The 13,617-nt window shown below is 29.8% G+C and carries 15 protein-coding genes; 7 read left to right on the top strand and 8 right to left on the bottom strand.

Going from position 1 to position 13,617, the window contains the following annotated elements; all coding sequences use genetic code 11:
• Window position 1: 1 nt before the first annotated feature.
• Together recJ and Q0L44_RS09205 are read right to left on the bottom strand one after the other, a co-directional pair.
• Window positions 2–1,687: a single-stranded-DNA-specific exonuclease RecJ gene (recJ, locus tag Q0L44_RS09210; protein WP_296637763.1), complete on the bottom strand. Its 1,686-nt coding sequence runs from the start codon at window positions 1,685–1,687 to the stop codon at window positions 2–4.
• Window positions 1,688–1,708: 21 nt separating this feature from the next.
• Window positions 1,709–2,134, bottom strand: coding sequence for an OsmC family protein (locus Q0L44_RS09205; protein WP_296637762.1), 426 nt, complete (start codon window positions 2,132–2,134; stop codon window positions 1,709–1,711).
• 303 nt (window positions 2,135–2,437) lie between these two features.
• On the opposite strand from Q0L44_RS09205, the gene Q0L44_RS09200 reads away from it, so the two are divergent.
• Window positions 2,438–3,040 carry a carboxymuconolactone decarboxylase family protein gene (locus Q0L44_RS09200; protein ID WP_296637760.1) on the top strand — a complete coding sequence of 201 codons (603 nt, stop codon included), beginning with the start codon at window positions 2,438–2,440 and terminating at the stop codon, window positions 3,038–3,040.
• Window positions 3,041–3,084: 44 nt separating this feature from the next.
• On the opposite strand, the gene Q0L44_RS09195 is transcribed toward Q0L44_RS09200, so the two are convergent.
• The gene (locus Q0L44_RS09195) at window positions 3,085–3,285 is read right to left on the bottom strand and encodes a HopJ type III effector protein (RefSeq protein WP_296637759.1); all 201 of its coding nucleotides are present in this window, start codon (window positions 3,283–3,285) and stop codon (window positions 3,085–3,087) included.
• Between the two features lie 81 nt (window positions 3,286–3,366).
• Between Q0L44_RS09195 and Q0L44_RS09190 the strand changes: the two genes are divergently transcribed.
• Entirely contained in the window at window positions 3,367–3,822 is a 456-nt protein-coding gene (locus tag Q0L44_RS09190) for a hypothetical protein (protein ID WP_296637757.1), read from the top strand.
• Between the two features lie 2 nt (window positions 3,823–3,824).
• Here Q0L44_RS09190 and rsmI read toward each other — a convergent pair whose 3' ends face one another.
• A complete protein-coding gene (rsmI, locus tag Q0L44_RS09185) occupies window positions 3,825–4,502 on the bottom strand; it encodes a 16S rRNA (cytidine(1402)-2'-O)-methyltransferase (RefSeq protein WP_296637756.1) in 678 nt (225 codons plus the stop codon).
• A gap of 73 nt (window positions 4,503–4,575) precedes the next feature.
• The gene (locus Q0L44_RS09180; RefSeq protein WP_296637754.1) at window positions 4,576–4,935 is read right to left on the bottom strand and encodes a cupin domain-containing protein; all 360 of its coding nucleotides are present in this window, start codon (window positions 4,933–4,935) and stop codon (window positions 4,576–4,578) included.
• Between the two features lie 164 nt (window positions 4,936–5,099).
• Here Q0L44_RS09180 and aspS point away from each other — a divergent pair, with 164 nt between their 5' ends.
• The 3 genes from aspS (at window position 5,100) to Q0L44_RS09165 (ending at window position 9,421) form a co-directional block, all read left to right on the top strand.
• On the top strand, window positions 5,100–6,854 hold the full coding sequence (aspS, locus tag Q0L44_RS09175; protein WP_296637753.1) for an aspartate--tRNA ligase: 1,755 nt from the start codon (window positions 5,100–5,102) through the stop codon (window positions 6,852–6,854).
• An 85-nt stretch (window positions 6,855–6,939) separates the two neighbouring features.
• Window positions 6,940–7,635, top strand: a complete 696-nt coding sequence (locus Q0L44_RS09170; RefSeq protein ID WP_296637751.1) for a DUF6503 family protein — start codon at window positions 6,940–6,942, stop codon at window positions 7,633–7,635.
• A 10-nt stretch (window positions 7,636–7,645) separates the two neighbouring features.
• Window positions 7,646–9,421 carry a chloride channel protein gene (locus Q0L44_RS09165; RefSeq protein ID WP_296637749.1) on the top strand — a complete coding sequence of 592 codons (1,776 nt, stop codon included), beginning with the start codon at window positions 7,646–7,648 and terminating at the stop codon, window positions 9,419–9,421.
• Window positions 9,422–9,448: 27 nt separating this feature from the next.
• Here the strand turns inward: Q0L44_RS09165 and Q0L44_RS11585 are convergent, their stop codons facing one another.
• Window positions 9,449–9,880, bottom strand: a complete 432-nt coding sequence (locus tag Q0L44_RS11585; protein WP_366085362.1) for a glycerophosphodiester phosphodiesterase family protein — start codon at window positions 9,878–9,880, stop codon at window positions 9,449–9,451.
• A 129-nt stretch (window positions 9,881–10,009) separates the two neighbouring features.
• Complete coding sequence (locus Q0L44_RS11580; protein WP_366085346.1) at window positions 10,010–10,423, bottom strand: glycerophosphodiester phosphodiesterase family protein; 414 nt, start codon at window positions 10,421–10,423, stop codon at window positions 10,010–10,012.
• Between the two features lie 47 nt (window positions 10,424–10,470).
• On the opposite strand from Q0L44_RS11580, the gene Q0L44_RS09155 reads away from it, so the two are divergent.
• Both Q0L44_RS09155 and hflX read left to right on the top strand, forming a co-directional pair.
• Window positions 10,471–10,710 (top strand): hypothetical protein, encoded by a 240-nt coding sequence (locus tag Q0L44_RS09155; RefSeq protein ID WP_296637748.1) that lies wholly within the window; start codon window positions 10,471–10,473, stop codon window positions 10,708–10,710.
• Between the two features lie 433 nt (window positions 10,711–11,143).
• Window positions 11,144–12,352, top strand: a complete 1,209-nt coding sequence (hflX, locus tag Q0L44_RS09150) for a GTPase HflX (RefSeq protein WP_296637746.1) — start codon at window positions 11,144–11,146, stop codon at window positions 12,350–12,352.
• A gap of 55 nt (window positions 12,353–12,407) precedes the next feature.
• Here hflX and Q0L44_RS09145 read toward each other — a convergent pair whose 3' ends face one another.
• Window positions 12,408–13,523, bottom strand: a complete 1,116-nt coding sequence (locus Q0L44_RS09145) for a CNNM domain-containing protein (RefSeq protein WP_296637744.1) — start codon at window positions 13,521–13,523, stop codon at window positions 12,408–12,410.
• Between the last annotated feature and the right edge of the window lie 94 nt (window positions 13,524–13,617).

Genomic DNA, 13,617 nt, shown 5'->3' with positions numbered 1-13,617 from the left:
TTTACTTTAAGTCTTTTAAGACCAATTGAATTGATTTGTAGCCATTCCAAACATTCTCATTTAGTGTGTAAACAATGTCAAAATCATTTTGAACATGTTCTAATTTATCACCCAAATTAAACCCAATTGCTCCAAAGGTTTGTTTGTTATCACCTTGAAAAACATTCAGTTTTAAGTGTGTTTTGTCTGCACCAACTTGTTTTCCATAACCATTATCTCTAACACAACTCGATTTAAAAACGGGTTTCATATTTTGAGGTCCAAAAGGAGCCATTTGTTCTAAAATTCTAAATAATTTTGGTGTAATTTCAGATAATTCTAGTTCAGCATCTATAGTAATTTCTGGTGTTAATAGATTTTTATCTATTGTTTTGGAAACAACTTCTTCGAATTTATTTTTAAAATTCGTATAATTTTCAGGTAATAAGGTCAATCCAGCTGCATATTTATGACCTCCAAATTGCTCTATAAACTCAGAGCACGCTTGCAAAGCATTGTACACATCAAAACCTTTTATAGAACGTGCAGAAGCTGCAAGTTTATCCCCACTTTTTGTAAAAACTAAAGTAGGTCTGTAGTATTTTTCTATTAATCTAGAAGCTACAATGCCAATTACACCTTTATGCCAATCTTCTTGATAAACTACTGATGTATAACGTTCTTCCTCATCATTATCTATGATTTGAATTAAGGCTTCATCTGTAATCTTTTTATCTAGATCTTTTCTGTCTGCATTAAAAATTTCAATATCTGCAGCAAATTGTACAGCAGAGTCAAAATCCATTTCTGTTAAAAGTTCAACTGCATAATTACCATGTTTCATTCTACCTGCAGCATTAATTCTTGGTGCAATTATAAAAACAACATCTGTAATGGTTAGTACCTTCTTTTTTACTTGATGTACTAATGCTTTAATTCCATTTCTAGGATTTTGATTAATTACCTGTAACCCATAATATGCCAAAACTCTGTTTTCGCCATTCATAGGTACAATATCTGCAGCAATTGCAGTTGCAACCAAATCTAAATAGGGCACAAATTCTTCTATGGTTTGGTTTCTAGAAACACCTAAAGCTTGTATTAATTTAAAGCCAACTCCACAACCACATAATTCATCGAAAGGATAAGAACAATCCTCTCTTTTTGCATTTAAAACAGCAACTGCATTTGGTATTTCAGCTCCTGGTTTATGATGATCACAAATTATAAAATCAATCCGTTTTTCATTAGCATAAGCTACTTTTTCAATGGCTTTAATTCCACAATCTAAAGCAATAATTAAAGAGAAATCATTGTCTTCTGCAAAATCGATTCCTGCATAAGATACGCCATAACCTTCTGCATACCTATCAGGAATATAAGTTGCAATATTAGGTGTTAATGTTCTTAAATAAGAAGCAACTAAAGATACAGCAGTTGTGCCATCAACATCATAATCGCCAAAAACTAAAATGTTTTCTTGGTTAGCAATTGCTTTGTCAATTCTTTCTACAGCCAAATCCATATCTTTCATTAAGAAAGGATCATGAATATCTTCTAAACTAGGTCTAAAAAATAGTCTAGCATCGTTAAAAGATTCAATATTTCTTTGACAAAGAATTTTGGCAATCGTAGGTGTTACCTGTAATTCTTTTGCAAGCGTTTTAACTTTCTCTGAATTTGGTGCTGGTTTTAAAGTCCATCTCATAGCAAATGTTGAACTTTAAGATTATAAACTATGAAAATGAATTTCTGTTTCTACTTTAGCAAATTTTCGAAACATTTCCATAACTCCACAGTATTTTGTTACTGATAAATTTACAGCTTTCTGAATTTTATCTGGTTGTAATTCTGCATCTGTAAAATGATAATCTACTTTTACTTTATTGTAAAATTTTGGATGTTCATCTGTAAGTTCTGCAGTAACTTCAATATGAAACTGAGCAACTTCAGCTCTCATTTTTTCTAAAAGAGAAACTACATCTAAACCAGAACAACCAGCCAAAGAAGACAACATTAAAGCTTTAGGTGCAAACCCAACAACATCTCCATTATCTTGAGACTTATCAAACATTGTTAAATGATGACCACTAGGATTATCTGAATCAAATTGAGACTTCTGTGTCCATTTTGTAGTAACTATATTTTTTACCATAATTTATTTATTTAAAGAATGAAGTAGTAAATTGTGCTTTGTTACAAAAGTAAGAAATCACAAATTGTTTATCTTTAAAATGAAAAAATCTCTGCAACATAAAATTAGGTTATCTATTGTATTTATTTATGATAGATTTGGAGTTTTATTGTACAAAATGGATAATAACGAAGGTTGGAATGGTATTTCGAATTGAAAACCTGCACCTTCAAATAATTATTGGTTTAAAGTAAATTTAACAGATATCAATAATTTGTCTATAGAAAAAACAGGTAATTTTAGCTTAATAAGAAAATAAAAAATATGGCATTAGTAACACCTTTAGCTGCAAAGCACGATTTAGAAACAAAGAAATTAGCAGAATTTTTTAATGAAACATTAGGGTTTTGCCCTAACTCAGTTTTAACCATGCAAAGAAGACCAGCAATTTCTAAAGCATTTATTAATTTAAACAAAGCTGTAATGGCTAATGAAGGTGGAGTTACATCTGCTTTAAAAAGAATGATAGCTTGGGTTTCTAGTAATGCAACAGGTTGTAGATATTGCCAAGCACATGCAATTAGAGCTGCAGAACGTTATGGAGCAGCACAAGAACAATTAGATAATATTTGGGAATACAAAACTCATAAAGCATTTTCAGATGCAGAAAGAGCTGCTTTAGATTTTTCATTAGCGGCTTCTATGGTTCCAAATGCAGTAGATTCAAAAATCAAAGAGGAGTTATATAAATATTGGGATGAAGGAGAAATTGTAGAAATGTTAGGCGTTATTTCTTTATTTGGGTATTTAAATAGATGGAATGATTCTATGGGTACAACTTTAGAAGAAGATGCTATAGAAAGTGGAAACCATTTTTTAGGAAAACATGGTTTTGAAGTCGGTAAACATGATGGTTCTAAATATTAATCATTACTAGAAATAGAGTTACAAATTTAGTTTTTTTAGAAATTTTATGATTTTAATAAAAGTGGTGTATCACTAAAAGTCAAGCCTTCATAGCCAGAATTTTCACCTGCATTATTTTCTAATTTTCCATTCTTAAATGCAGTTGGTTTAAAGATGTAATTATTTTCAATTACTTGTATAACTTCTGAAAATAAAATATCAGACTTGTTTTTGTTAAGTTTATTTTTTAATAATTCCAGTGTCATTATTTTTAATTTATTTATTTTTAAACAAATAAAATATAAAAAAATGAAAAAAAGTGTACTTACTTTTTTTTACTAATATTTATGTCTTTTATAGCGTTCGGTCAAACAAAAAATGCTGAAAATAAAGATGGTTTCAATGAAAAAAACAGCAAGAAGCCTTTAATTTTTGTTGATGGGAAAAAGTTCGATTTTCCAGTAGAAATTATTAATCCAACTACAATAGCAACAATGCATGTAGTAAAAGGTGAAAATGCAATTAAAAAATACAATGCTCCAAACGGAGCTATTTTAATAGTGACTAAATTGGGTAAAACTTTTAATTATTATCATTTAAAAACTGTTGAAAATGGAAATGTGAAAAATGACAAATTTTTTCCAACCATAATAATAGATGGAAAAGAATCTAATAAAAAAGAGTTACAAAAATTAACTCCTGATAAAATTGAAAAAATCGAAGTTTTAAAAGGAAAAGAAGCATTGGAAAAACACAATGCTTTGAATAGAGTAATTATTATTACCACTAAAAAAGTAAACTAAGTTTATTTTAAAGATTTTCCTTCGACTATAATTACTATCTCACCTTTTGGAGGTTTTTTATTAAAATGAGTTAACACTTCATTAGCTGTTCCTCTTACATTTTCTTCAAACATTTTTGTAAGTTCTCTAGAAACTGAAACTTTTCTTTCTTTACCAAAATATGCTTCAAAATGCACTAAAGTTTTAATTAGTTTGTGAGGAGATTCGTAAAATATCATGGTTCTTGTTTCTTCTGCTAATAATAGTAAACGAGTTTGTCTTCCTTTCTTAACAGGTAAAAATCCCTCAAAAACAAATTTATCATTTGGTAAACCAGAATTTACCAAAGCAGGAACAAAAGCAGTTGCACCAGGCAAACATTCTACATCAATATTGTTTTCTACGCAAGCTCTAGTTAATAAAAAACCAGGGTCTGAAATAGCAGGGGTACCTGCATCAGAAATAACTGCACAAGTTTCTCCGCTTTTAATTCTATTTAAAATTCCTTCAATAGATTTATGTTCATTATGCATATGATGAGAATGCATTTGCGTATTAATTTCGAAATGTTTTAGCAACTTTCCACTTGTTCTAGTGTCTTCAGCTAAAATAAAATCTGCTTCTTTTAGAATACGAATTGCTCTAAAAGTCATGTCCTCTAAATTACCAATTGGTGTTGGCACTAAATAAAGTTTACTCATTTAATTTGGTGTTTGGTTTTAAGTTACTAGTTAGTGGTTAACTCATCACTCAAAACTCATAATTCATAACTTTTTATATTGATTCGTATGTATCTACAGTTATATCTGCAACAACATCTCCTGTATGTTTTGTAGTTAGAGGTTCAAATAAAAGTATATGAACTTCTTCTTTGGCAACAGGTTTATGTTCTACGCCTTTAGGCACAATATAGAATTCGCCTTCATTTATGGTTACAATTTTATCATGTAAATGCATTTCTAAAACACCTTTTTTTACCATAAAAAGTTCATCTTCATTATCATGCTTATGAAAAACAAATTCTCCTTTTATTTTTGCCAATAAAATTTGCTGTCCATTTAATTCTCCTATTTTTTTAGGCGACCATAAATCTGTAAAAAGCTCGAATTTTTCTTGAATATTAACTACGCTCATAAAAACAAATTTACAAAGATTAATCTGTATTAAATCAAATTATAAAAGCAGATGTTTTTCTTATGAAATGATTAAATTTGCATCTAATCTTTGAAGTTAGATTAGAGTTATAAGAACATAATAAAGATTCTGAAAAAATTCAGAATTGTAAATAGAAATTTATAATGTATAGAAGTCATTCTTGTGGTGCCTTAAGAGCATCACACATTAACACAGAAGTTACGCTAGCAGGTTGGGTGCAAAAATCTAGAGACAAAGGTTTTATGGTTTGGGTAGATTTGCGAGACAGGTATGGAATTACGCAGTTAATTTTTGATGAAGAACGTACTTCTAAAGACATTATAGAAAAAGCAAAATCTTTAGGTAGAGAATTTGTGATTCAAGTAAAAGGTACTGTTATTGAGAGAGAATCTAAGAATGATAGATTAGCTACTGGTGAAATTGAAGTATTGGTTTCTGAGTTAGAAATTTTAAACGAAGCCAAGTTACCTCCTTTTACAATTGAAGATAAAACTGATGGTGGAGAAGACATCAGAATGAAATATAGATACTTAGATATTAGAAGAAACCCTGTAAAAGACAGTTTGATTTTTCGTCATAAAGTAGCTATGGAAGTTCGTAAATTCTTGTCTGATCAAGAATTTATAGAAGTAGAAACACCTTACTTAATTAAATCAACTCCAGAAGGTGCAAGAGATTTTGTAGTTCCTTCTAGAATGAACGAAGGGCAATTTTATGCACTTCCTCAAAGTCCTCAAACCTTTAAACAATTGTTGATGGTTGGTGGAATGGATAAATACTTTCAGATTGTAAAGTGTTTTAGAGATGAAGATTTACGTGCAGACAGACAGCCAGAATTTACACAGATTGACTGTGAAATGGCATTTGTTGAACAAGAAGATATCTTAAACATTTTTGAAGGATTTACTAGGTATTTATTAAAAGAAATTAATGGAGTTGAGGTAGAGAAATTCCCAAGAATGTTGTTTGATGATGCAATGCGTTTGTATGGAAATGATAAGCCAGATATTCGTTTTGGGATGGAATTTGGAGAACTAAATGCAGTAACTCAACATAAAGATTTTAAAGTATTTAATGATGCTGAACTCGTAATTGGTATTGCTGTTCCTGGTGGAAATGCATACACAAGAAAAGAGATTGATAATATCATTAAATGGGTAAAAAGGCCACAAGTTGGTGCTCTTGGAATGATTTATTGTAGAGTTAATGAAGATGGTACTTTTAAATCTTCTGTAGATAAATTTTACGATCAAGAAGATTTAGCAAAATGGGTTGAAGTTACAGGTGCAAAACCTGGTGATTTAGTTTGTGTTTTATCTGGAGAAACCAATAAAGTTAGAGCACAAATGTCTGCTTTAAGAATGGAATTAGCAGAACGTTTAGGGTTAAGAGATCCTAAAGTATTTGCTCCACTTTGGGTAATAGATTTCCCACTATTAGAGTTAGATGAAGAAACAGGTCATTATCATGCAATGCACCATCCATTTACATCACCAAAACCTGGTCAATTAGAGTTATTAGATTCCAAACCAGGAGAAGTAAAAGCAAATGCTTACGATTTAGTGTTAAATGGAAATGAAATTGGTGGAGGTTCTATCAGAATTCATGATAAAGAAATTCAGGCAACAATGTTAAAGCATTTAGGTTTTTCTGAAGAAGAAGCGAAAGCTCAATTTGGATTCTTAATGGAAGCTTTTGAGTATGGAGCTCCACCTCATGGAGGTTTAGCTTTTGGTTTAGACAGATTGGTTGCTATTTTAGGAGGTCAGGAAACCATTCGTGATTTTATTGCATTCCCAAAAAATAATTCAGGTAGAGATGTTATGATAGATGCACCTGCATTTATTGATGATGAGCAATTACAAGAGTTAAGTTTAAAATTGGATATTAAAGAATAAGCCAATTATAAAATATTTTTTTAGGCTCCACAGGTTTTAAAATCTGTGGAGTTTTTCGTTTCGCTATTTTTATTACTTTTAAAATATGAAAAAACTAATCATACTTTTAGTCCTATTTATTTCAATAACTACCATTTCTCAAACAATTACTGGGGATGAATTATTGGAAAAAGCAATACAATTTCATGATCCAAATCGAAATTGGGCAACCTTTAAAGGTGAGTTGTTTGTAACTATGGAAACACCTAAGAATGCAGATAGAATTAGTAAAATTAATATTGATTTACCCAATCAATACTTTGCTGTTCTTGCCAAAAGAGATACAGTAATTACCCAATTTACTTTAGATAAAGGTTCTTGCAGTCTTAGTTTAAACGGAAATCATAACTTATCAGCGGAAATAAAGAAAAAGTATAGTTTAAATTGCGATCGTGCCAATTTATACAAAAACTATTATACGTATTTATATGGCTTGCCTATGAAATTAAAAGATGAAGGAACTATTATTCATCAAAAAATAGAAAAGCGTAATTTTAAAGAAAAAGAGTATTTGGTACTAAAAGCAACCTATAGTAAAGATACTTGGTACTTTTATTTTAATCCTGATACTTATGCAATGGAAGTATACCAGTTTTTTAAGGATACAAAAGATAGTGGAGAATACATTTTATTGTCTGGTTTAGAGGTTGTTAATGATATTAAAATGTCAAAGATTAGAGCTTGGTATTATAACAAAGACAATGGTTATTTAGGTACAGACATTATATCTAAAAGCAAGTAGTTCTCTCTTTATGCCAACTAAGAATAAATACCTAAAACAAATATTACTTTGGAGATATCAGTTTATTTCTGAACGTCAGTTTATTTATGTTCTAAGTGTTTTAGTAGGCTTATTGGCTGGTTTAGGAACTGCTGTATTAAAGAATTTAACGTTCTTTTTCGAGAATCTTTTAGAAGGTAAATTCATTAAAGATTTTCATCATTCCTTATATTTTATTTTTCCTATAATCGGTTTAATTATCGTCTTTTACATTAAAAAGAAGGTGATTAAAAAGGAAATAGGCCATGGAATTTCGACTACTTTACATGCTGTTTCTAAAAAAAATGGAATTTTAGAAAAGTACAAAATGTATGCTTCTTTAATTACGGCTCCAATTACAGTTGGCTTTGGTGGTTCTGCAGGTCTGCAAGGTCCAGCAGTTAGTACAGGTGCTGCTTTAGGTTCTTATGTTTCTCAGCTATTTCATATGAGCTCAAAAACTAGAATGTTGCTTATTGGTTGTGCAACAGCTGGAGCAATGTCTTCTATGTTTAAAGCACCAGTTGCAGCAATTGTATTTGCAGTAGAAATTTTTAGTTTAGATTTGGCATTTGCATCTTTAGTGCCACTTTTATTAGCTTCTGTTTCAGCAGTAATTACATCGTATTTTTTCTTTGAGAGAGATGCCCTTTTTGGTTTTCAGTTGATAGATACTTTTCAGGTTAAAGATGTTTTGTACTATATTATTTTAGGGTTAGGGACAGGTGTAGCCTCTGTGTATTTTTCTAAAATTTATTTTAGAATTACAAAGTTCTTTAATTACTTTAAAAAACGAATACATAGGTTAATTATTGGTGGCTTTGCTATTGGCCTAATGTTGTATTTAATTCCTCCTTTATACGGTGAAGGTTACGGATTAATTAATAATTTATTAAATGGAAATACAACAGATGCTTTAGCAACATTACCTTATAATGTAGATTTAACCAATATTTGGATTGTTATTGCATTTCTAATTTTAATTGCTTTGTTTAAAGCTATTTCAATGACAACCACATTTGCAGCTGGTGGAGTTGGAGGTATCTTTATACCAACACTATTTATGGGAGCATCTTTGGGTAATGTTTTTGCAAAAATTATAAATACTTTAGGAGGTAATGTATCTGAGTCTAACTTTACATTAATTGGTATGACTGGCTTAATGGCTGGTGTTTTACATGCCCCTTTAACAGCTATTTTTTTAATTGCAGAAATTACTGGAGGTTATGATTTATTTGTACCACTAATGTTGGTAGCTGCTATAAGTTTTGCTTTTACCAAATACTTTATTGCAAATTCTATTTACACATCAGAATTGGCAAGAAGAGGTGAATTGATAACACACAATAAGGACAAGAATGTGATGATGATGATGAAGATTGATCGATTAATAGAAAACAATTTTAAAACTATTTATCCAGAAATGTTACTAGGAGATATGTTAAAATCGGCGGTTGCAAAATCTACTCGAAATATTTTTCCTGTTACAAATTCAGAAAAAGTTTTCTTAGGCATTGTTTTGTTAGATGATATAAGACCCTTCATGTTCGATACAGAAATGTACAATAATGTTACTGTAGAAACTTTAATGAAAGCAGCTCCAGAAATTATATTTTATGAAGATTCTGTTACAGAAATTATGAAGAAATTCAAGACCAGTGATGCTTGGAATTTACCTGTTGTGCAAGGAGATAAATATGTAGGTTTTATATCTAAATCTAAATTATTAACAGCTTATAGAAATAAGTTGATAGAGGTTACCACATAAAATAAAGTATATCTACTGAAAATAAAGCTAATTTTCAGTAAAAAACTTGTGAACTTTATCTGGAAAATCAGTAAAAACGCCATCTACATTTGCATCAATCACAAGTGTCTCTAGCATTTTTTCAAAAGAAGGAAACTCTCCTAAAGCATCTGCTCTAAATGTGTAAGGGTGTACCTTTAAACCTAATGCATGAGCTTCAGACACCAAAGAAGTAAATGTCCATTTGTTATTTATCTTTTCTTTTAAAATTTTTTTATTCCAAGGGCCAATTCCATCTGCATATGTCGCAAAATGTTTTAGTTTTAAAGTTTCTTCTGGAGATTCTATTAGTTGAACTAAAAATAAATCAGATTTTAGATTTTCTCTAATTCGCTTTAAATCATCCGAGTCAAAACATTGCACTATACAGTTGTCTTTTTTAGAATTATAGCCATATGTTGATAAAACGTTTAAGACAATTTCACTTATTTTTTTCCTTCTTCTTTGTGGAATTTAGGGGCTTTAATTTCTGGATAGATTCCCATGTTTTTTCCAGTAGATAAATTTAAACCCTGAATTAGTTCTATTTCTTCTTATAAACAATGTAATTTAAAGTTGCCTTTCTCTTTTGGAATTTTTTTTATATACCTGTTCCCCTGTTTCAGGCATAAATCGTTCAGAAACTCGTAATGTTTTTAATTCTTTAAATGTAAAGTCGATTTCATAAAAACGATTATCCTCTCTATGTCTTTTTGGAAATTTTTCTGATACATCTGTGACATCATCTAAATAGATGTCATGAATAACAATAGGAATGTTGTCTTTACTAAGTACAATATCTTGTTCTATAAAATCTGCATTCATAGCATAAGCCATTATCTTTGCCTCTGGAGTATGTTCAGGAAGATAACCTGATGCACCTCTATGCGCAATAATAATTTTTTTATCGGAATTTTTTGTATTCATTTTTTTATGACAACCATTTAAAGTGATGCAAATTAAAAATAATAAATTGTATTTCATTTAAACTATTTTAAGTTTTAAAGATAGAACTTTTGTAATTTTACAGTATGAAGTTAATACTAAAAATACTATTTGTAGTATTTATTATTTGGATGTTAGTAGGTGTTTTTTTAGTAAACAATGAGCATGAGAAAGCTCAAGTTGTTATGGGCTTGGGTGTTTTTTACTTGGCATTTATTTTTATGCCATTGTTTATTTACTACAGATATAAAGACGGTAAATACAAAAAGTACATTCTAAATGACGAAAAATTAATGGCTGCCTTTAAAAAAAGAGATCAGCACTAATTTTATTTAAAAATTCCATGTTTTTGTAACTATAGGATAATTGAATTTTTATCTGATTTTTTTAATCTTAAAATGATTAAAATTTTAATGATGCTGACAAACATTCACAAATTTGTACGGAATTTATATTACCAAAAACACCTCCATTTTCTGGAGTGTTTTTTTAAATCTAAAAAACGAAGATTAAATTTAACTTAAATTATAGGTTTTAATAACATTTATAATATGTGAAACATAAACAAACCCGTTAACTTTGTAAGTGTAAATACTTTAATTAAAAAAGAGAAAGTATAAGAGTAAAAGTGTAGTGTTTGAATTAATTGTTTAAAACCTCGGGTTGTGCTGAGGTTTTTTTGTTTTTTAATAATCTCTTTAGGATTGTTTCGTCTAATTTTGGTTTTACAATTGATAATTGTTCGTATTTTTGTCCTCTATGATAGATCAAAAAGAGGCTATTTCTGAAAAAGCTGTTTTAATAGGTATTATTACACAACAGCAAAATGAAGCAAAATCAACAGAGTATTTAGATGAATTAGAGTTTCTAACACAAACTGCTGGTGGTTTTGTTGTTAAAAGATTTGTTCAAAAAATGGAAAGACCAAATCCTAAAACTTTCTTAGGTGCAGGAAAGTTAGAAGATGTAAAAGCATATATACATTCTAACATGATTGGAACTGCTATTTTTGATGATGAATTGTCTCCCGCGCAATTAAGGAATATAGAGAAAATTTTAGACTGTAAAATTTTAGACAGAACTAATTTAATATTAGATATTTTCGCACAACGAGCTCAAACAAGTTCTGCAAAAACACAAGTAGAATTGGCTCAAAGTGAATATTTACTACCAAGATTAACTCGTTTATGGACACACCTGGATAAGCAAAAAGGGGGAATTGGAATGCGTGGTCCTGGAGAAACAGAAATTGAAACCGATAGGCGAATTATTCGCGATAAAATAGCTGTTCTAAAAAAACGTTTAAAAACCATAGACAAGCAAATGGCGGTTCAGCGAAAGAATCGTGGTAAAATGGTAAGGGTTGCTTTAGTAGGATACACCAATGTTGGAAAATCTACTTTAATGAATGTTATTAGTAAAAGTGATGTTTTTGCAGAAAATAAACTTTTTGCTACTTTAGATACAACAGTTCGTAAAGTAGTTATTAAGAACATTCCTTTTTTAATGACAGATACTGTTGGTTTTATCAGAAAATTACCAACGCAATTGGTCGAATCTTTCAAATCTACGCTAGATGAGGTAAGAGAAGCAGATCTCTTATTACACGTTGTAGATATTTCACACCCTAATTTTGAAGATCATATTGCTTCTGTAAATTCTATATTAAATGATATAAACTGTGCAGACAAACCAACTTTAATGGTTTTTAACAAGATTGATGCTTATCAACACGAAACTATTGAAGAAGACGATTTAGCTACAGAAAAAGGAAAAGAGCATTATACTTTACAAGATTGGAAAAAAACTTGGATGAACGATAAAGACGTAGCTTCTATTTTTATTTCTGCTTTAAATAAAGAAAATTTAGTAGATTTTAAAGATAAAACCTACGAAGAGGTAAAGAAAATACATGTACAACGTTTTCCTTACAATGATTTCTTGTATTATGAATACAAAGAAGAGTAGAGATACTAACTTTTTGTTATTATGTAAATATTTTTAGTATTTTATTTAAAGAATGTTAGATGTTTGTATTATCTTTTACTATACCCATTCTTTTTGCTCTATTTTCCCAAGACTTTCTAGCCAGCGCTTGTAAATCGGCAACAGAGTCAGATTCATCCATAATTTCTAAACCTAACAGCGTTTCTATAACATCTTCTTGAGAAACTAGACCACTTACAGAGCCATATTCATCTACAACCAATGCAATATGTTCTCTTTCTTTTATAAGTTGATCAAATAAATCGGGTATAGATAACGCTCTGTCTGTAATTAAAATATCTCTTTTTATGGTCGATAAAGTTTCATTGCCTTTGCCATTAATAATTGCCTCTAGTAAATCATCTTTTAAAAAGTAGCCGGTAATTTCATCTGGATTCTCTTTAAAAACAGGAATTCTAGAAAAACGTAATTTTTTATGAGAATGATAAAAATCTTGAATAGTTTGTTGCTCATCTGCAAGTTCTAATACAGATCTTGGTGTCATTACATCATTTACTTTTATCTCTTTAAAACCTAATAAGTTTCGTATAACTTTACTTTCATTTTTCTTAAAAACTCCATCTTTTTCAGCCATTTCTGTCATTACCAAAAAGCTTTCTCTACTCAAAATACTTCCATGTCCTTTTCCGCCAATCAATTTTGTGGTAAGCTGTAAAACCCATAAAATTCCTGTGTATTTTAAAGGAAAAATCATAATGTTAAGTGCTTTAGAAGTAAAGTTTGCTAAACCTTTCCAATAAGTAGCGCCAATTGTTTTAGGTATAATTTCTGAAGCAACTAAAATTAAAATAGTCATTATAGTAGACACTAAGCCCACCATTACATCTTCTGTAATTAAAAAGCCAAAAATATTTTTTGTGGTTCTTCCATACAGTTCTGCATAAGCCACTTTAGCTTGCACACCCACTAAAATAGCTCCTACAGTGTGAGCGATAGTATTTATAGTTAAAATGGCAATAAGTGGTTTGTCTACATCTTTCTTTAAAACTTCTAACTCTTTTGCATAATCTAATCCCTCACTTTTTTTGAGATTGATAAATGTTGGGGTGATGCTTAAAAGGACAGCTTCTAAAATTGAGCACAAAAAAGAGAAAAAAATAGAAACTGTAGCGAAAATTATTAATAAAGTCATTCATAGTAATTTAAGTTACAAAAGTAACTAAAATAAAAAAACCTCAGTAATCTACTGAGGTTTAAGGTAGGTTATTAAACTTTAGTTAAAAGCC

Origin of the sequence: Polaribacter sp. (assembly GCF_024639685.1) — a bacterium.
In the GTDB taxonomy this organism is placed as follows: domain Bacteria; phylum Bacteroidota; class Bacteroidia; order Flavobacteriales; family Flavobacteriaceae; genus Polaribacter.
Note: the sequence above shows the minus strand (reverse complement) of the source record. Positions and strands in the feature narration are given on the sequence as shown.

Coding starts and splice junctions, on each gene's coding strand:
- Q0L44_RS09180 (WP_296637754.1), bottom strand. CDS start 4,935: ATGAGCGTAGTTAATATTCAAGAAAAATTCGAGCTTTTTACAGATTTA.
- Q0L44_RS09155 (WP_296637748.1), top strand. CDS start 10,471: ATGAAGTTAATACTAAAAATACTATTTGTAGTATTTATTATTTGGATG.
- Q0L44_RS09205 (WP_296637762.1), bottom strand. CDS start 2,134: ATGGTAAAAAATATAGTTACTACAAAATGGACACAGAAGTCTCAATTT.
- Q0L44_RS09170 (WP_296637751.1), top strand. CDS start 6,940: ATGAAAAAACTAATCATACTTTTAGTCCTATTTATTTCAATAACTACC.
- Q0L44_RS09195 (WP_296637759.1), bottom strand. CDS start 3,285: ATGACACTGGAATTATTAAAAAATAAACTTAACAAAAACAAGTCTGAT.
- Q0L44_RS09145 (WP_296637744.1), bottom strand. CDS start 13,523: ATGACTTTATTAATAATTTTCGCTACAGTTTCTATTTTTTTCTCTTTT.
- Q0L44_RS09200 (WP_296637760.1), top strand. CDS start 2,438: ATGGCATTAGTAACACCTTTAGCTGCAAAGCACGATTTAGAAACAAAG.
- aspS (WP_296637753.1), top strand. CDS start 5,100: ATGTATAGAAGTCATTCTTGTGGTGCCTTAAGAGCATCACACATTAAC.
- Q0L44_RS09190 (WP_296637757.1), top strand. CDS start 3,367: ATGTCTTTTATAGCGTTCGGTCAAACAAAAAATGCTGAAAATAAAGAT.
- hflX (WP_296637746.1), top strand. CDS start 11,144: ATGATAGATCAAAAAGAGGCTATTTCTGAAAAAGCTGTTTTAATAGGT.
- Q0L44_RS11580 (WP_366085346.1), bottom strand. CDS start 10,423: ATGAAATACAATTTATTATTTTTAATTTGCATCACTTTAAATGGTTGT.
- rsmI (WP_296637756.1), bottom strand. CDS start 4,502: ATGAGTAAACTTTATTTAGTGCCAACACCAATTGGTAATTTAGAGGAC.
- Q0L44_RS09165 (WP_296637749.1), top strand. CDS start 7,646: ATGCCAACTAAGAATAAATACCTAAAACAAATATTACTTTGGAGATAT.
- recJ (WP_296637763.1), bottom strand. CDS start 1,687: ATGAGATGGACTTTAAAACCAGCACCAAATTCAGAGAAAGTTAAAACG.